The sequence below is a fragment of the Acidobacteriota bacterium genome (assembly GCA_016703965.1).
In the GTDB taxonomy this organism is placed as follows: domain Bacteria; phylum Acidobacteriota; class Blastocatellia; order Pyrinomonadales; family Pyrinomonadaceae; genus OLB17.
Genome location: JADJBB010000021.1, coordinates 1227527 through 1245220, shown reverse-complemented (window position 1 = coordinate 1245220; position 17694 = coordinate 1227527). Strand labels below are relative to the sequence as shown.

The window sequence follows — 17694 nt, the reverse complement described above, 5'->3', positions numbered from 1 at the left end:
GGCGATTTCCGCGGTTTCGGCTGAAGAACCGAAACCGCGGATACCCGCGAGCCACCGCCTAGAAACTTAGCTTAAACGCCAGCTGAACAACACGAGGGCCGGTGGCAGCTCGCTCGATCTTGCCGAAGTTAGCACCGATCATGTTGTTGTTCGGATTAGCATAGTTTACAAAGTTAAAGAGATTGAACATCTCAGCCCTCAACTCGCCGCGGATGCGTTCCGAGAACGGAATGACCTTGATGAACGAGAGGTCGACGTTCTTCTGTCCGGGGCCTGTAAGGAAGTTACGCTGTGTGTTGCCGAATGGAGCGTTCGGATCGAAAGACGGATTTGTTACCGTCCCGACCGCAGCGGAACAGGCAGCGTTCAGGCAGGACGTCGAGAAAGCTGCGGTATTGAAATACCCGTTGAGACGCGAACCAACGCTGCCCGATGTATAGATATCACCAGTGTACGAGCGGTTGTAGTTGGCACGGCTGATGATCGTCGTGTCATTCGAATTGACGATCGAGAACGGCAGACCTGATTGAATGACAATTATCGAAGCGATCTGCCAGTTGTTCAGCAAGCCGCGGACGAAAGCCGACCCATATTCGCGTTTCGGAATAGAATAAACGCCGCTCAGCACAAAACGGTTCTCGCGATTGAAATCCGAACGACCCTTGTTCGTTTTCCAGTTCGCTTGATCGCCTGGGATGTTAGTTAGTTCGTTCAAAGCCGCACCTGAGTAGTAGTCCGTGGATTTGCCGTGAGTAAATGCGGCAAGGAACTGAAGGCCGCTGCTAAAGCGTTTGCTCAGCGACATTTGCAGCGAGTTGTAGCTCGACAGCGAGGTCGTCTGAACCTGCTGGACGCCGCCCGTCGCATTCTTGTTTCCCGAAATGATCGCAGTCGGGAAACGTGTTGCGAAGGCATTCGTCGACGAGTTGTATGTCGGCTGATTCAGCGTTACGATCTGCAGAAGGTGTGAGCCTTCGTTGCCGACATAGCCAACATCGATCACGAAATTTCCTTTCGTCTGCCACTGCATTCCAACGTTGTACTGCTGAACGTAAGGCGTTTGCAGATTTGGATCGACGTAAACGCCGGCTATCGGAACTCCAACGATCGGAGCAAGCCCTGAAATAGGCGATGGAATCGTCGCTGCCGTCGGGAAGCTGCCCGGAACCGGCATTGGAACGAATGGATTTGCGAATGTCGCCGTAAAGCCTGGAAGTCCAACGCCGAGAGCAAAATATGGATAATTAAACAGCTGCGTGTTCGCGTACCGTGTTGAGATACGGTCAAAATACATTCCGTATCCGGCACGAAGCACGACGTTGTGTTTCTCACTTACGAGATACGCGAGGCCGATCCGGGGTGCGACATTGTTCTTATCTGTATCGACAAGAGTTTTCGAAACCTGCGGAACACCAGCAAGCGGGCCACCTGCAGCCTGAACAAAACCGTTCGGAGGCTGCGACGGCGAAGTTGCAGTGCCGACCACCGCTATCCGGAAGGAAATTAACGAGGCGTCCGAATTCTTCTGACGGCAAGCCATAATAGTCGTAGCGTAAGCCCGCATTTACGGTCAGACGGCTATTTACCTTCCAATCGTCCTGAACAAATCCGCTTAGATCTTTGACCCTGAAAGAGCGATCGAATACGCCGGATCCGAGCAGCGAGACCGTCGTCCCCAAACTGCCGCCCGCAAGAAATGCATTAAAGCTCGGGAACAGGATCTGGCCACGTGAGAAGGCATTGAAGTAGAACTTCACGCTCGACGCTCGATATTCGCCGCCGATCCTGATGCGATGATTGCCTTTCGTGATCGAGAGCGTGTCACCGAAGGTGTGTGCACTTATTCGCGAAGACTGATCTGCCAGCGTTCCCGAACCAAAGAAGAACGCTGAATCCGTACCTTGGACACGAATCGTCGGAGCACCCGGAAACAGGCTGCTCAGCGAGCTCGAAATTCCAAGTTGAGCTGCGGTGAACGGCTCTTCGGGAACGCTGGTCACAACCAGGCGGTTAAATCCATAACGTGCCTGATTTACTACATTTGGCGAGAAGACGTACGTGTCGGTTATCGAATAGAGCTTCTGTTTGATCGTCAAGTCTCCGCCAAATCCGATCAGCTGCCGTTCGCCGTTCCCCGAACCTGCAAAGTTGTAGTTGGCGTGCGTCGTTGGATTGTCAGCGTAGAAGAATTTAGCCGAGAGGTTGTGCCGGCTTGTAAAGATAAAATCACCATTTGCGTTGAACTGATTCTCGCGAAACTCCGAAACACCCGACTGCGGAACAGTCACCGCCGCTGACGGCGTGGTTGTTGACGTCAAGCCCGACGAAGGAATGGCGAACTGGCCGTTCGGCAGACGAAGGTTAAGGATCGTTAGAGCCACCGGATTGATCGTCGCCACGCCGAAAGTCGCCGCGAGGCCAGCAGCCGTTCGGTTATCATCGCGAAGTCCCGCGGGCACCGCCGGCGATGTCAGGCTGTTCGTAAGCGAAACGCCGTTCTTTTCGCGGGTTCCCTGATACGAACCGAAAAAGAAAACGCGGTCTTTCACAACCGGGCCGCCAAGCGTGCCGCCAAACTGGTTGCGGGTCGCTTCGGGACGTTCGAGGCCGCGGGCCTTGATGAACGGCTCGTTAGCATTGAGCGATTTGTTACGGAGAAAATAGTATGCGTTTCCGTGAACTTCATTGGAACCACTGCGTGTCACCGCTTCGATGCTGCCGCCAGAGTTACGGCCGTTCGACGCGTCATAGAGCGAGGTCTGGACAATGAACTCCTGCAGGCTGTCCGTCGCCGGAACCGCTATGTTCGGCGTCGAATTAGTCCCGATCGAGTTTGCATCGATACCGTTGATCTTTACGCTATTGCTAGTTGTTCGCTGGCCGTTCACGCTAATGGTCGCGTCGCCGCGGCCGAGATCCGTGCTATTCGTTACGGACGTCTGGGCACCGGGCGAAAGTGCTAGAAGCTGCTGGAAGTTGCGCGACGGCAGGGGCAATTGGCGGATCGTTTCGCCTGACACGGTACGTCCGTTCTGTGTCGTTTCAACCTGCAGCGTCGGCGCCGCGACGTCGACAGTTATGTTATCTGCCCCGGCGACAGAAAGCTGGGCATCGACGGTCGTCGACTGACTGATGTTGACGACGGCTCGTGCCGTGTAGCTTTTAAATCCCTGAGACGCCACTTCGACAGTATAGCTGCCGGCCGGAAGAAGCGAGACCGAGAAAACTCCGTCACCGCTCGTCGTCGTCGTACGCTGAAAATTCGTTCCTGCGTTCGTTACTTTGACTGACGCACCGCTGACGACCGCACCATTCGGGTCCGTCACCGTGCCGCTTATCTGGCCGGTTCCGCCCTGGCCGAACATGGTCGTTGCCGCCAGGAGCAGAAAACCTACTACCGCAATAATTCTCTTTTGAAACATCTACTTGCCTCCGTTAATAAAAATGAACGTCCGTTTTTTATTCTTGTAAACTTCTACGCAAACTGAGTGCCCGAGCCTATCCGCTCAACGCCTTATTCGCTGTTTTTTTGAATCTCGATAAACTGTCTTCGCTGAGCGTGCCATACGCAAATATCTTGGTAATACAATTCAGAGCCTGGTCATCGGTCAGCCCGAGGTGCTGATTGCCCCCGAAAAGTTTCTCGACCAGAAAATAATTAAAAAATTGCATATACGCTGCCGTAAAAGCCGGTGCGGCGTCGACGCCTAATCTCAGATCGCCGCGGCTTTCGGCCTCTTTGAACTTTTCACCGAAGATCTTTCGGAACCGGTCCGTTATTCCATCGAACATCTTTCGGAAGTGGCGATTCTGAAATTCCAGGACGTCAATATACATCAGCAGCCAGAAATCAGAGTGTTCGTTTACCAGCCTTCCAACGCTCTCCCCCATTTTTCGAAGGTTCACGGGTTCCATCGGCTCGTCTATATCAAATAGGATCGCCTTGAGATTTTCGTCAATGACGGTTTGATACCGGTCGATTATTGATTCGAAGATCGAATCCTTGGTCTCGTAATAATTGTAAAGATTCCCAAGCGAAACTTCGGCCCGTTTGGCAATGTCACGCATCGATGTGGCGTGAAATCCCTGCTTTATGAACAACTCGCGTGCGGCATCCTCGATGGTATCTTTTTTACCGCGGATCGCTGCTTCGCTAAGTTTTGGCATAAAGAAAAACGAACGTATGTATTTTTATAATTTATTTTTGAGGTTGTCAACCGGAAAATTGGGTAAACCAATTCTTATGGAACGCAGGCAGGATGCCGGGGTTCCACAGGCGGTTCTGACAGTGCTTTGAGAGCCGGATACAAACGCTTGTAAATCTCGTAGTTCTGGTCGAGGGCTTTGGCAGATTCGGCATTAACATCTATCTTTTCGGCGACCCGGATCGTCCTTTCGCAAGCCTCATCGACCGAATTCCACGTTCCAACGCCAACACCCGCAAGTATCGCCGCACCAAGGGCTGCCCCTTCATCAGCCTCGATCGTTTGGACCGCCTGGCCGTAAACATCGGCTTGTATCTGCCGCCAAACCGGCGAGTGGGAACCGCCGCCGCCAAGCCGTATCGCGTTTACCTCGGCTCCGAGTGACTTAAATATCTCAAACGCATCGCGGAGGCTGAATGCAACGCCTTCCATGACCGCCCGGACCAAATGCCCTCGTGTATGGCTCGCCGTTAGGCCGATAAATGCCGCTCGGGCGTGAGGGTCGAGGTGAGGCGTGCGTTCGCCCATCAGGTACGGCAGCCAGATAGCTCCGTCAGAACCGGCGGAAACCTTCGCCGCCTCGTCACCAAGCGTCGCAAAATCAGCACCGCCGCCGAAGTTATCGCGAAACCACTTCAAACTCAATCCCGCCCCAAGCGTAACGCCGGTCATGTGCCAGCGGTTAGGGATCGCATGGCAAAGTGTGTGGGTGCGGCCTTTGAGATCGAGTGTGGGCTTTTCGGTGACGACAAAAACCACACCGGACGTTCCGATCGTTGCGCTGACCGTTCCAGGCTGGACGATTCCCATACCGATCGCTCCGGCCGCGTTGTCGCCTGCTCCGGCAATCACCGGCGTTCCGGCGATCAATCCGGTGGCTTCGGCCCCCGCAGCTGAGACCTTTCCTGTTACTTCGATAGATTCGTAAACCGGGGGCATCAAATCTTTGTCGATCTCCATGGCGTCGAGTATTTCCTGCGACCAGCGGCGATTAACGACATCGAAAAGCAGCGTTCCGGACGAATCTGCGACGTCACTCGCCTTGTCCCCGGTTAGACGTAGGCGAACGTAATCCTTCGGCAGCAAAATACACCGAACACGCTCCCAATTTTGCAGTTCATTCTCACGAAGCCACAGTATTTTGGGCAAAGTAAACCCCGTTATCGCGGGGTTTGAGACGAGTTCGATCAGACGAGTCGCTCCGATCTTTTTGGTGATCTCGCCACACTGTTTTTCGGTTCGCTGATCACACCAGAGAAGAGCGGGACGTATGACTTCGTCCTTTTCGTCGAGAAAGACCGAGCCATGCATCTGGCCTGAGAAACTAACTGCTCCGATCGCATCCGCACCGAAGGCAACGGACGACAAAACCTTGCGAATCGCCGCAACGGACGCCCGCCACCAGTCACGCGGATCCTGCTCTGCCCAACCGATCTGCGGCGAAGCAAAAGCGGCGTGTTCCTTGGTCGCCGACGCGACGACCTTGCCGTTTACGTCAATGACGACCGCACGCGAACCGCCGGTACCGATGTCGATGCCAAGAAAGTACATTTGTAGAATTATCGCCCGGTCCGAGGCGGGGCAGTAGAATCTCGCTTGAGAAGCGACGTCGGAATACGAATTTCGATGCCCTGTTGATTCGGCTTGTCGACCGTTAACATCAATGCTTCGACCGCGCGGCGGCCGATCTCGACCCGCGGCGAATTCACCGTCGTCAAAGCCGGTTCCGAAAGGCTTGAAAATGAGATGTCGTCAAAACCGATGATCGAAATATCCTGGGGAACCCGCAAACCAGCGGCCTTGAATTCCTGCATCGCTCCGAGAGCCATCAGGTCATTCGCCACGACGACGGCGGTCGGTAGGTCTTTCTCGGCAAGTATCTGACTTGCTGCAAGACGGCCTCCCTCAAAACGGAAATCGCCCTCGTAGATCTTTGGCTCCGGCTCGTCCGGCAAATGTTTCTTCACGGCTTCAACAAAGGCTTCCCAACGAACTCCGGCAGAATAGATCTCGTGTGCGCCGCCGATATGCACGATTCTCTTATGCCCTAGGGAGACTAGATGCTGTACCGCTTCGTCAATGCCAGCGGCATAATCGAGAATAATATTGCTGACCTTTTCACCGACAAATCCCAGGTCCTGAAACACAAAGCTCGTCTTCTTGCGTTTCGCTTCCTTGATCAGAGCTTCATCAAATTCGGCGATCATCAAAATGATGCCGGCAACTTTCATCTGGATAAGACGCTGAACATACTCGAGCGTCCGCGCTGTATCGTAATTTGTATTTAAAAGAAAAAGGTTATATCCCGCTGCGATCACCGCCGCCTCAACGCTTTTAATGATTTCGGGGAAAAATGGATTGGAAATATCAGACACCAAAAGACCGATGATCTTACTCTTGCCGAGAGCGAGCATCTGGGCATGGGCATTCGGATGGTAGCCGAATTTCTTTATGGCCGCCTCCACCTTGTCGCGGGTAGGATCTGAGACGTATTTTGTCTTATTTATGACATGCGAGACGGTCGCAGTCGAAACGCCCGCCTCGCGTGCAATGTCTTTAATTCGCATCAGATAGACGGTAGTTCAAATTGCTGTAAAAATCAAAAATGCTCGCGGCTTGCGGCAAGGATCAGAAATCGAATTTATCTACATTTTCCTTATTGAAAATAAACGGCTTACCGAGCCTGACCTCGTCATCCACAACCTCGATGTCACCGAGCCGTCCCGCCTTTAGCGATTTGTCTCCCTTTTTGAAGAAGCCGTTATTCAGAGCGTTCGACACAAAGACGGTGAGATAACCCAGATCGCCCGTATTCCATAAGACTATACTGTCGACGATCCCATCTTTGATATAAGGCTTGCACATATTCGGCAGCGAAAGGCCCGTGACTTTCACATCTTTGCGGTTCGATTGTTTAACCGCTTCGGCGATCCCCGGAACTGCCGGAGCTGCGATTCCCATAACAACTTTTACGTTCGGATAGACCTTGAGAACATTCTGAGTTTCCTGAAAGGCTCGGTCGCGGTCGCCGTCACTCGGCTGGATCGTGACCAGCTTCATCTCAGGATATTTCGACTCAAGCCGCTGCTTTATGTATTTGATCCATTCGTTCTGATTTGCCGCGCTAAGCGAAGCAGTGATGATCGCAAATTCACCTTTTCCGCCCATGATGCGGGCTGTTTCGTCCATTAGAGTTTCGCCGATCCCTTGCGGAGTCGCTTGATTTATAAGGTAATCGCGAGCGTCTTTTTCGGCGTCAGCGTCCCACGTAACGACCTTAATTCCCTTTTCGCGAGCCTTTCTCAGAACCGTCGAGATCCCCTCTTTGTTCTCAACGCTGACCGCGATCACATCGACTCCACGCGTGATCCATGCCTCGACGACCTCGTTCTGCTTTGCCGGATCGAGATCGGTCGGGCCATCCCAGAGAAGTTCGGCTCCGAGCTCTTTTGCGGCTTCTTCAGCACCTTTTTTACAGCTGATGAAGTACGGGTCGCCCTTTGCCTTCGGCATCATGGCAATAACGCTCTTTTTGCCTGCGGTTGGAGCGTTCGTGTTTGCGGAAGTCGACTGAGCCGACGTTCCCTTTTCATCCTTGATCGATCGAACAAGCAGCCAATTGCTGCCTGCGACGATCAACGCTGCGGCGACGATCACGCCGCTCAAAACTCCGACTTGCCAATTTTTCACTTCAAATTCCTCCTCTGAAACCCCTTGTATCTTGGGTTTCGCATCGCTGGCTCTCGACAGACGGTCGAGCAAAATTGTGACTACGAGCAAAACACCGGTCAAGATCCCGGCAAGCTCCGCCGGCTGGCCGCTAAGCCGCAGACCGTTTTGCAAAATAACGATCGCGAACAGCCCGAGAACCGTTCCCAACACAGTCCCGCGTCCGCCAAATATCGACGCTCCGCCGAGTACAACGGCGGTAATTGCGGTCAATTCATATCCCGTTCCCGCATCCGATTTCGCCTGCCCGAGATGGGCAACATAGATCACGGCGGCGAGAGCCGCGGTCAATCCCGACAGGCAATAAACAAAATTCAGTCGCCGCCGGACCTTAATACCTGCGTATCGCGAACCTTCCTGTGAGAATCCGACCGCGTAAAAACTACGCCCGAACGCAGTGCGGTGCAGCCACCACCAAACCGCAATTATCACCGGAACAAAGATAAAAAGCTGCGTCGGAATAAACCCAAAAACATAGCCCTGACCGAGAAACAGATACGATGGCGAAAAGCCCGAATAGTTCTCGATCCCACGCGTCAAGCCTTCGGCAATGCCGCGAAAAAGCGAGAAAGTTCCAAGCGTGACGATCAACGGCGGGGCCTTTAATTTAGTGATCATCGCCGCATTCAGCGATCCGCCAACTAAACCAACCAAAAGGGTTATCGCGATAGCAATCGGCATCGAAACGCCGCCGTCACGCCACAGAGAGCCCATGAACACAGCCGAAAGTCCCATCATCGATCCGACTGACAGATCGATCCCTCCGGTAATAATTATCGGAGTCATGACGAGGGCAAGCAGGCCAATTTCGACCGCGAGCCGCGTGATCTCAAAGGCATTTCCGGACGTCGCAAAATTGCTGCCCGTGACCGTAAAGATCAGGCATTCCGCGATAAGGACGATCAGTAAGATCCATTCGTTATTAGGAAAAAGCCGCTCGCGAAGCGACTGCTCCGTATTAAGCGGCCGCTCCGGCGATATTACTTCTTCCATTTTTCTCCAACTGCCCGAGTGCTACGTCGGACACCAGAGCGATCAAAATGATCGCCCCTTGAATAGCTTTTTCCCAGAAAGGATTGATACCCAAAAACGTGAGTGCCGTCCCGATAGTTCCAAGCAGAGCAACTCCGATCAGAGTTCCAACCAAAGTTCCACGGCCGCCGGTGATCGCGGCTCCGCCAACGACAACAGCAGCGATGGCCTTCAATTCCAAGCCAACGCCGGAATTTCCGGGAATCTCAGAAAATCTAACGGCATTTAGCAACGCTGCAATTCCCGTAAGTGCCCCCATCAGAGCAAATACGCTCAAAACAACGGTCGGGCCGCTAATACCCGCGAGCCTCGCCGCCTCAGCGTCAGAGCCGACTGCGTAGATCTTTCGACCCGCGACAACGTTTCGCAAAGTCCACGCAAATGCGACAAAAATTATGAGTGTTATGACAACGATCGTCAGTTCGCCGCCCCGCTGCGAGAGACCGAACCATTGGAAATTCTCTGGCAAATTCTGAACCCACGCCCCTTCCGTAAGCCATCGCAGAGCGTCCCGCCAAAGAACAAGCATCGCCAGCGTGACAATGATCGACGGCAAACGCAGCCAGCCAACCAAAACGCCATTCAGTGAGCCCATAGCCGCTCCGACCAGCAAAATTGAGGCAAAAAGCACGGGCATCGGCATTCCGGTTTTCGCCAAAAATCCCGCCGCAATGCTGCAGACCGCGAACTGCGACCCTACCGAAATATCGATCTCGCCAACCAAAATGACCATCGTCATTCCGATCGCGATAAGCAAAGTCGGAGCGTTATTTATCAGCAGATCGCGAAGATTTCCTGCACTAAAAAAAGACGGCGCAACGATGGCCAGGACGATCAGAATCGCCACAAATGCCCCCGCGGCTGAGATCTCTCTTTTGTATCGACTAAAGTTCATACGACGACTGGAGCGGCGAGCATCCCTGCTTGCCACGCCGAGGCTTCCTCGGCGTTAAAAACTCAAATATCACCCAACTTGATTCAAAGCTAGCGCAAAATAAGCTTTCTTCGACCGCCGGCAAGCGAGACGCTTTCGCTCCAGTCAATGTCCTAGCGCGACCGCCAGGATCTTATCCTGCGTCGCCTCTTCCCTATCAAAAACTTTAACGATCGTCCCGCCGTGCATGACAGCAATTCTGTCGCTCATACCCAGTATTTCCGGGAGTTCTGACGAGATCATAAGGATCGCAACGCCCTGTTCAGCGATCTCCATCATCAGAGAATGGATCTCGGATTTTGCCCCGACGTCGATGCCTTGGGTTGGTTCATCGAGGATCAAAACCGACGGTTTTGTCATCAGCCAGCGGCTCAGGGCGACCTTCTGCTGGTTGCCGCCTGAGAGCGTCGAGACGGCATTGTGAATGCCCGGCGTTTTAACGCCAAGGCGCCGCGTATAGTCCGCCGCGATCTCATTTTCCTTGCCAAAATTCATACCCTTAAAGCCGGAAAGTTTTTTGAGCGAAGCGAGCGTTATATTAGCGCTGATCGAGAAATCCAGCACGACTCCGTGTTTTCGGCGATCCTCAGGTAAATACGCGATACCAACGTCGATCGCCTCGGACGGATGGCCGAAATGCATCGGTTTGCCGCGAAGCAATATCTCGCCTTGGTCGGATTCGACGATGCCAAAAATTGCTTTTGCCAGCTCAGTCCGCCCCGCTCCGATCAAACCGGCCACACCGACGATCTCACCGGCTCGAACGGAAAGATTGATATTCTTGATCCCAACCGCCCGCGAAGCGAGATCTTTCAGCTCAAAAATGACTTCGCCGATCTCAACCGCTCGTTTCGGAAAGACGGCTGAAAGCTCGCGGCCGACCATTAGTTTGATCAGCTCCTCGCTGCTAACTTCATCCATTACTTTAGTTCCGATCGTTAGGCCGTCCCGCAAAACTGTGACGCGGTCGGCAATTACTGGCAATTCTTCGAGGCGGTGCGAGATATAGATCATCCCGACACCCTGCGAGCGGAGTTCGCGGATGACGCGAAAGAGGTTCTGCGTATCTTCTTCAGAAAGCGAAGCTGTAGGCTCGTCAAAAATGAGAATTTTTGCATTTGCCCCGAGAGCCCGAGCGATCTCTACGAGCTGCTGCTGCGGCATTGAAAGCTCACCAGCGGGCGTTTCCGGATCGATCTTGGCCCCGACGCGATCGAGCAGTTCTTTCGCTGCCCGGCGGCGTTCGTTCCAATTTACGAATCCGAAAAACCCTTTGCGTTCGAGGCCGATCGCGATGTTCTCGGCGACCGTAAGTTCTGGAAACAGAGCAGGTTGCTGATAGATGGCCGCAATGCCGAGCGTTTTGGATATCGCTGGTGAGTTCTCGCGAACCGGTTCGCCGTTGACGGTCAATTCACCGCTATCAGGTGTTACGGCTCCGGTCACGATCTTGATAAAAGTCGATTTTCCCGCGCCGTTTTCGCCGACAAGCGCATGCACCTCGCCCGGCTCAAGCTCGAACGAAGCGTCTCGCAGGGCCTGAACGCCTGAGTATGCTTTTGCGATTTTGTCAGCTTTTAGCAGCATTTTATCGGTCAGCCAAAACAATAACGTGCAATTCTCCAGGCCCGTGGACGCCAATTGCCAGCGTTAACTCAATATCCGAGGTCCGCGAAGCTCCGGTTACAAAAGTCATCGCATGCCCCAAATTTCCTTGTGTCAGGGTCAAAACTTCACCCAGTGTCTGCCGAATTTTACTCGCCTCGAGCAGGCAAAGATGCACCGGCGGCACGAGGGATATGAGCCGATGGTTTTCGCTCTCGGCCTCGAGTACCAGCGTTCCGGTCTCAGCGATCGCCCACTGAGCGGACGTTATTCCGAGGTCGGAGCCGAATAGGAATTCGGTCGACGCGTCGCGTGTAAACTCAACAGTTTCAATAGTTTCAATGCTCTCCGCGACCAGCTCAGAGTCTGAAATAGCGATATCTTTTGCTCCGATCCGGTTTATCACAGATTCGACAAGAGCCGCCGCCTCTCTCACGTTCGCCGCAACCTCAAAGTGAATTCCAAGTAACGAGGCACTCGAACCGAAATTGTCTAAAGGCGTCCCGACATCAGCCAGGTTCTCAGCCGGAAGTGCTGTATTTACAACGGCTTCGGCCTGGCCGCCCGCATGCTCGCGGTGGACCGCGTCGAACGGCTTGCTCGCCGCCAGATGCCGGCGGATCGATCCAATTATGTCTTCGCGAGCGGTCGTCATACAATTCCGACAAGAAAATTCGGGTACGTTGGTAGAGTTGTTTACCCTACAATTAGACTCAGTACCACCACTTTGGTAGAGGAGAATGGCAGATTGGTAGAGTACTTTTTCTGCTTGTTCTCAAAATTCCGATACCGACCATCAAGCTTTCCGCGCACCCTGCTCATCCAAAGCTATACATCGCTTATCAAGCCCACCTTTATGCGCGGATCAACCTTGCTTATCAAGCCCGTCTTTCCACTGCTCACGAAACGACCTGGGAGCAACCGCCGGAGCGTCGCGCCAAGCGGTCCAGGCTCCGAGCGGCGGCAGCAGTTTTGCGATCAGGCCGCTCGCCTTTCCTATTTTGCCGTCGCGAACGACCAATTTTTGCATTATCCGCGCGGCTTTGGTGCCAAGTCCGTAAGAAAATTGACCCGACCAGGCCTTGCCGTACATTTTAAATGCGAGGCTCTCGGCAAATCTTCGTTTTCGCTCCGGATTATTTGCCGAGCCACCAGCCGTTCCGTCCGTAATTTCTGCTCGCAGGTGCAGCAGCAGTTCCGGAATATCGATCTTTACAGGACAAACTTCCTTACAAGCGCCGCACAGGCTCGAGGCGTAAGGAAGCTGCTTCGCCTTTGAAATTCCGATCAACTGCGGGGTGATCACAGCTCCGATCGGTCCGGGGTAAACCGAACCATACGCGTGGCCGCCGACCTGCTGGTACACCGGACAGGCGTTCAGACACGCTCCGCAGCGGATGCACGCGAGGCTCTGGCGCGTGACGGGATGGCCGAGCATTCGCGAGCGCCCGTTGTCCATCAGGACGATGTGAACGTCCTCGGGCCCCGCATCTGCCGCGTTTTTCTTTACTCCGGTGATCAGCGATTGGTAGGCCGTTAACCGCTGGCCCGTTCCGGAACGCGGTAAAAGCTTAAGAAAAACATCGAGATCGGCAAATTTCGGGATGACTTTTTCGATCCCCATGACCGCGATGTGCGTTTTAGTCAGGCTCGTCGTCAGCCGGATGTTGCCTTCATTTTCAAGGATCAAGATGGTACCCGTCTCGGCAACTCCGAAATTTACACCGCTGATGCCAACCTCAGCCTCGGCAAAGCGTTCGCGAAGTATCCGCCGCGTCGTTTTCGTCAGCACATCGACGTTGTCGGTCTTCTCGATCCCGACTTTTTCAACAAAAATATCAGCTATCTGTTCCTTTGTTTTATGGATCGCCGGAACGACGATGTGCGAGGGCGTCTCGCCGGCGAGCTGAATTATCCATTCCCCGAGGTCAGTTTCCACCGGCTCGATGCCCGATCTTTCGAGAGCCTCGTTCAGATGGATCTCTTCGCCGGCCATACTTTTTGCCTTAACGACCATCCTGGCATCGCGATTTTTTACGAGGTCGATAACGATCTGACACGCCTCTTTTCCATCGCGTGCCCAGTGAATTTTTGCACCGGCTTTTTCAGCATTCTCGACAAATTGTGAAAGGTATTCGTCAAGATGAAGCAGCGTCTCTTCCTTTATCGCCCGGGCCTTTTCACGAAGTCCTTCCCAGTCATCAACGGACGCGATCGCGTTTTGGCGACGGGTCACGAAATTGTCAGCCAGATTCCGCAGCGCACCGTGCAGCACCGGGTCATTAAGGGCCGCCCGGGCATTCTGGTCAAAAGTTTCTGCGGTTAGCTGCTGCATTTTCGTAAGGCTCGCGTCGTCATATCCCCGCGTTCGTCCCGCCCGCTTACGCAGGCGGTTCTGACCCGGCGAGCACCTCGGCTAGGTGCTTTGTTCGCACCTTCGACTCGATCCGCGACAGCCGTCCGTTGATCTGCATCAAGCAGCTAGCGTCGCAGGCGACGACCGTATCGGCTCCGGACTTTTCTATCATTTCGATCTTGTTATCGAGCATTCCGGCTGAAATTTCAGGGTATTTGACCGAGAATGTCCCGCCAAAACCACAGCAAACATCGGCATTCTCCATCTCGACGAATTCGACGCCCTTTATGTTTTTCAAAAGCTTCCGCGGCTCGCTTCGAATACCGAGGTCACGCAATCCGTGACACGCATCGTGCCAGGTTATCTTACCCGTGGACGCGGCTCCGATGTCTTCAACCTTCAAAACATTGACCAAAAAGCTGCCGAATTCATGCGTCTTCGCCGCGATCTTTTCCGCTCGCTGCCGCCATTCCGGCTCGTCAGGAAAAAGCTCGTGAAAATGTTTGACCATCGCCGTACACGAGCCCGAAGGGCTGACGATCGCCTCCGCGTCCGAACTTTCAAAGATCTCGATAAACCGCTTTGCAAATTTGCTCGCCTCTTTACGATAACCGGTGTTAAATGCAGGCTGGCCGCAGCATGTCTGGCGTTCGTCGAAGACCACCTCGCATCCCGCCCGCCGCAAAACCTCGACCGTGGCGACGCCGACGTTCGGGCAGAGCTGGTCGACGAGACATGTTACAAAAAGCGAGACTTTCATTAATAACCGTGTATCAGCTAACAGCTTTCAGTTATCAGCTATTTCGAACATCTACAGGGCGTTCAGTTTCTGCGTATTTACACTCAATAGCTGATAACTGATAGCTACAAACTGATAGATTCGGCGGTATATCTATCTTCTATCGCCGCATATCGCTCGCCGGCCTTTTCAATCTGCGGTGACGGCTGCGGTTCAAAGCTTTTCAAATCAAAATTCGCCGCAACGTGCTCCCTTGCTTCGGCGATCGATGAAAACCGTTTCGCCGTGATCGCCTGCACCAACACATTTCCGACGACTGTCGCCTCGGTCAAACCAGCCTCTACTGGTAATCGACTGGCGTTCGCCGTCATCTGATTCAAATAGGTATTTCGGCCTCCGCCGCCAAGAATTTGTATGCTCGAAACTCTCTTTCCGGTCAGCGTTTCGATCGACCGAAGCACCGATGCGTACCGAAATGCGAGCGAATCAAAAATAACTTTCGAGATCGCCGCCGGCCTGTTATCAAGTTGCTGTCCCGTTTCCGCAAGTTGCTGGGTGATCGCCTCGAGCATGCTTGGCGGATTCAAAAATCTCGGGTCGTCGGGAAAAATGAACGCCTTAAACTCTTTCTCTGCTGCGACTTCCGCGAGGAGCGTGTCGTATTCTACATCCAGTCCAGCGGCTTTCCATTCGCGGCGGCACGATTCGAGCAGCCACAGTCCCATAACGTTTTTCAGGAAACGAACAGTGCCGTAAACGCCGCCTTCGTTCGTGAAATTCTGTTTGGCAACATCTTCACTGATCAGCGCTTTTTCGAGCTCGACACCGATCAGCGACCACGTTCCTGACGAAATGTAGGCTGAGTTCACATCGAGCGGTGCTCCCGCGACCGCGCTTCCCGTGTCATGGGTTGCCGGTGCGACGACATGAACACCTTCGAGGCCGAGTTCCTCTGCGGTTTCCGGTTTCAACGGCCCCAGATCCGTTCCGGCTGGAACGATCTGCGGCAGAATTCCTGACGGCAGTTCGAGCCGCTTAATCAGATCGTGATCCCAATTACCGGTCGAGGCGTTAAGAAACTGCGTTGTAGTGGCGTTCGTGTATTCTGCCGCTTTTTTGTCGGTCAGGAAATAATTCAGCAGGTCGGGCAGCAGCAGCAGGTCTGCTGCCTCACCTCGCCGCTTTTCCGAAAATAGCTGATAGAGCGTGTTGAAATTCTGAAACTGTATCCCGGTTTTTTCAAAGATCTCGGATCGCGGCACGCGGGCAAAAACCTGCTCCATGGCGTCTTTTGTGCGGTCGTCACGGTAGCAAACCGGATCGGCGATCAGATTCCCGCTGGCGTCGAGCAGACCGTAATCGACCGCCCAACTATCGATGCCGAGGCTCTTTATCTCGCGTCCCAGGCTTCTCGCCCGCTCGCCCGCCGCTTTCAACCCTGACCTGATCTCGGCAAAAATGTGGCTCAGATCCCAACGCAGATTCCCGTCTTTTTCAATTGGCGGATATTGAAACCTGTGTATCTCTTCGAGCAAAAACTCACCCCGATCGACACCCGCCAAGAAAACTCTACCGCTGCCCGCACCCAGATCTACCGCGATAAAAAGTGAACCCGCCATCGTGAAGAATCAGGAAAATATTTGCCCGCGAAACACGCGAAAGGACGCGAAACTAGAAAAATGCGTCGCCGGCAACAAAAAATATTCTTTTCGCGTAATTTCGCGTATTTCGCGGGCAAATCTTAAACGATTCCCGCTGAGATCCCGATCTGTGCCGGACGTTCTTTCGCTTTTTGAGTGCGATAGCCGCTCGCACGATAGACGGCGATCGGGTCGATGGCGCCGCCGCTTCGCTCCCGTGCGGCGGCAAGGATCGGCGAAACATCGGTCGTAAATGCCTCTTTCAAAGTTCCGAGAGCCGTGATCGCATCGCCCGCTTTCTGAGCTTCGCGCAATTTCGCACGATCGACCATGTGAGCTTGGACGAATGCTCGTGAGATCTCGATCGAACTGGCAACAAGCGATTCGATCGGGTCGGTGACGTTGTGTGACTGGTCGAGCATGTAGCAAGGATCAAAACCTTCTACCCTGCTCAACTCCGCATCGACAAGCTCGTTGAAAATAAGGAAAAGCTGAAACGGCTTAACCGAACCGGCGTCGAGATCGTCGTCGCCGTATTTGCTATCGTTAAAATGAAATCCACCGAGCTTTTTGAACTGGATCAGCCGCGAAACGATCTGCTCAATGTTCACGTTCGGTGCGTGATGCCCGAGATCAACGAGGCACGCAGCCTTCGGCCCGAGTTCGGTCGCACAGATGTAGCTCGTCCCCCAATCGTTGATGACCGACGAATAAAATGCCGGTTCGAAAAATTTGTGCTCGATGAAGAGTTTCCAGTCGTCCGGAACAGCCGCGTAGATCTCCCGCATCGAGTCGAGATAGCGTTCGAGAGCTCCGCGAAAGTTCGACTGTCCGGCAAAGTTGCTGCCGTCGCCGACCCAAACGGTCAAAGCTTTGGAACCGATCTTTTTACCGATCTCGATACACTCAATATTATGCTCGACGGACTGTTTTCTAGTGGCGGCGTCTTCATGGGAAAGGCTGCCGTATTTGTATGACTGCTTCTGGCCAACCTGATCCTGAAACGTGTTCGAATTCATCGCGTCGAATTCGAGTCCGTGCTGAGCTGCGGCGGAAACGAGTTGCTCGGTCTGCTCAGGCTTATCCCACGGAATATGAAGCGAAACTGCGGGAGTCGTACGAACGAGTTTGTTGATGGTCGAGCAATCTTCGAGCTTTTCGAATATACCACGCGGCTCGCCTTGCCCGGGAAAACGTGCGAAACGCGTGCCGCCCGTGCCGACGCCCCAGGATGGAACAGCAACCTTAAGAGCACGAGCCTTTTCGATCAGCGTCTCAACATCGACGCCGCGGCGGCCAAGTTTTTTGCCGAGATATTCGAGGTCTTCGGCAAGCCAAGCACTGTTCGCCCTATTTTGCTCAGCGATAAAATCCTGTTCGATCTCAAAGTTTGCCGCCATATTTTCTCCGACTGGAGGGTGAGCATCTCTGCTCACCCTGACTATTTTGCTGTA

At 53.6% G+C, this 17694-nt stretch carries 13 protein-coding genes; all 13 read right to left on the bottom strand.

Annotated elements, in window-relative coordinates; translation table 11 throughout:
* Nucleotides 1-58: 58 nt before the first annotated feature.
* Nucleotides 59-1486, bottom strand: coding sequence for a hypothetical protein (locus tag IPG22_12870; GenBank protein ID MBK6589178.1), 1428 nt, complete (start codon nucleotides 1484-1486; stop codon nucleotides 59-61).
* Nucleotides 1374-3422, bottom strand: a complete 2049-nt coding sequence (locus tag IPG22_12865; GenBank protein ID MBK6589177.1) for a TonB-dependent receptor — start codon at nucleotides 3420-3422, stop codon at nucleotides 1374-1376. Before IPG22_12865 ends, IPG22_12870 begins: the two co-directional genes overlap by 113 nt.
* Nucleotides 3423-3498: 76 nt before the next feature.
* Complete coding sequence (locus IPG22_12860) at nucleotides 3499-4167, bottom strand: TetR/AcrR family transcriptional regulator (protein MBK6589176.1); 669 nt, start codon at nucleotides 4165-4167, stop codon at nucleotides 3499-3501.
* A 74-nt stretch (nucleotides 4168-4241) separates the two neighbouring features.
* Complete coding sequence (gene xylB, locus IPG22_12855; GenBank protein MBK6589175.1) at nucleotides 4242-5756, bottom strand: xylulokinase; 1515 nt, start codon at nucleotides 5754-5756, stop codon at nucleotides 4242-4244.
* 8 nt (nucleotides 5757-5764) lie between these two features.
* Complete coding sequence (locus IPG22_12850) at nucleotides 5765-6772, bottom strand: LacI family DNA-binding transcriptional regulator (protein ID MBK6589174.1); 1008 nt, start codon at nucleotides 6770-6772, stop codon at nucleotides 5765-5767.
* Between the two features lie 61 nt (nucleotides 6773-6833).
* The gene (locus IPG22_12845; GenBank protein MBK6589173.1) at nucleotides 6834-8927 is read right to left on the bottom strand and encodes a substrate-binding domain-containing protein; all 2094 of its coding nucleotides are present in this window, start codon (nucleotides 8925-8927) and stop codon (nucleotides 6834-6836) included.
* Nucleotides 8893-9861, bottom strand: coding sequence for an ABC transporter permease (locus IPG22_12840; protein ID MBK6589172.1), 969 nt, complete (start codon nucleotides 9859-9861; stop codon nucleotides 8893-8895). The genes IPG22_12845 and IPG22_12840 overlap by 35 nt, the downstream gene beginning before the upstream one ends.
* 144 nt (nucleotides 9862-10005) lie before the next feature.
* Nucleotides 10006-11487, bottom strand: coding sequence for a sugar ABC transporter ATP-binding protein (locus tag IPG22_12835; protein MBK6589171.1), 1482 nt, complete (start codon nucleotides 11485-11487; stop codon nucleotides 10006-10008).
* Between the two features lies 1 nt (nucleotide 11488).
* Nucleotides 11489-12160, bottom strand: coding sequence for a lactate utilization protein (locus IPG22_12830; GenBank protein ID MBK6589170.1), 672 nt, complete (start codon nucleotides 12158-12160; stop codon nucleotides 11489-11491).
* A gap of 210 nt (nucleotides 12161-12370) precedes the next feature.
* Entirely contained in the window at nucleotides 12371-13840 is a 1470-nt protein-coding gene (locus IPG22_12825; protein ID MBK6589169.1) for an iron-sulfur cluster-binding protein, read from the bottom strand.
* Nucleotides 13841-13886: 46 nt separating this feature from the next.
* Nucleotides 13887-14621 (bottom strand): (Fe-S)-binding protein, encoded by a 735-nt coding sequence (locus IPG22_12820; protein MBK6589168.1) that lies wholly within the window; start codon nucleotides 14619-14621, stop codon nucleotides 13887-13889.
* A gap of 104 nt (nucleotides 14622-14725) precedes the next feature.
* Nucleotides 14726-16219, bottom strand: a complete 1494-nt coding sequence (locus IPG22_12815) for a rhamnulokinase (GenBank protein ID MBK6589167.1) — start codon at nucleotides 16217-16219, stop codon at nucleotides 14726-14728.
* Nucleotides 16220-16341: 122 nt separating this feature from the next.
* Nucleotides 16342-17640: an L-rhamnose catabolism isomerase gene (gene rhaI, locus IPG22_12810; protein MBK6589166.1), complete on the bottom strand. Its 1299-nt coding sequence runs from the start codon at nucleotides 17638-17640 to the stop codon at nucleotides 16342-16344.
* Nucleotides 17641-17694: the final 54 nt, after the last annotated feature.

What these genes read in the sequence shown, in the direction of transcription:
- IPG22_12865 (MBK6589177.1), bottom strand. Translation starts at nt 3,422, where the DNA reads ATGTTTCAAAAGAGAATTATTGCGGTAGTAGGTTTTCTGCTCCTGGCG.
- IPG22_12860 (MBK6589176.1), bottom strand. Translation starts at nt 4,167, where the DNA reads ATGCCAAAACTTAGCGAAGCAGCGATCCGCGGTAAAAAAGATACCATC.
- xylB (MBK6589175.1), bottom strand. Translation starts at nt 5,756, where the DNA reads ATGTACTTTCTTGGCATCGACATCGGTACCGGCGGTTCGCGTGCGGTC.
- IPG22_12850 (MBK6589174.1), bottom strand. Translation starts at nt 6,772, where the DNA reads ATGCGAATTAAAGACATTGCACGCGAGGCGGGCGTTTCGACTGCGACC.
- IPG22_12845 (MBK6589173.1), bottom strand. Translation starts at nt 8,927, where the DNA reads ATGGAAGAAGTAATATCGCCGGAGCGGCCGCTTAATACGGAGCAGTCG.
- IPG22_12840 (MBK6589172.1), bottom strand. Translation starts at nt 9,861, where the DNA reads ATGAACTTTAGTCGATACAAAAGAGAGATCTCAGCCGCGGGGGCATTT.
- IPG22_12835 (MBK6589171.1), bottom strand. Translation starts at nt 11,487, where the DNA reads ATGCTGCTAAAAGCTGACAAAATCGCAAAAGCATACTCAGGCGTTCAG.
- IPG22_12830 (MBK6589170.1), bottom strand. Translation starts at nt 12,160, where the DNA reads ATGACGACCGCTCGCGAAGACATAATTGGATCGATCCGCCGGCATCTG.
- IPG22_12825 (MBK6589169.1), bottom strand. Translation starts at nt 13,840, where the DNA reads ATGCAGCAGCTAACCGCAGAAACTTTTGACCAGAATGCCCGGGCGGCC.
- IPG22_12820 (MBK6589168.1), bottom strand. Translation starts at nt 14,621, where the DNA reads ATGAAAGTCTCGCTTTTTGTAACATGTCTCGTCGACCAGCTCTGCCCG.
- IPG22_12815 (MBK6589167.1), bottom strand. Translation starts at nt 16,219, where the DNA reads ATGGCGGGTTCACTTTTTATCGCGGTAGATCTGGGTGCGGGCAGCGGT.
- rhaI (MBK6589166.1), bottom strand. Translation starts at nt 17,640, where the DNA reads ATGGCGGCAAACTTTGAGATCGAACAGGATTTTATCGCTGAGCAAAAT.